This is a genomic window from Erwinia sp. PME.40.26/001 (assembly GCF_055556675.1).
This window is the reverse complement of record NZ_JBVHNP010000297.1, coordinates 1-254: the sequence shown is the minus strand read 5'-3', so window position 1 is coordinate 254 and position 254 is coordinate 1. Positions and strand designations below refer to the sequence as shown.

The 254-nt window shown below is 53.5% G+C and carries 1 protein-coding gene; it reads left to right on the top strand.

Going from position 1 to position 254, the window contains the following annotated elements; translation table 11 throughout:
• Positions 1-190 (top strand): MFS transporter small subunit (locus ACZ3HG_RS24260; RefSeq protein ID WP_465335016.1); only part of this gene is annotated, 190 nt, incomplete at its 5' end.
• Between the last annotated feature and the right edge of the window lie 64 nt (positions 191-254).

Here is a 254-nt window from a genome sequence, read left to right as displayed (position 1 = left end):
CGAACTGGCCGAAGAAAAACGCCTTGCTCACGACAAAGCGGCGGCCAGCGAAGCCCGTATGAGTGGCATCAATGCCAGCAGTGGTTCGTCCAGTTTGGTGACCGTCTTGCTGGCCTGGGCTGCGGTGGGTATCCCACTGGCCTGGGGCGTATCGATCACCATTCAAAAAGCGGCGATCCTGTTTAAATAAATTTTAAACAGGCACCGTATCAAAGCGGATGCAGTGAATTTTGAACAGCAGCGGCATTCTTGGA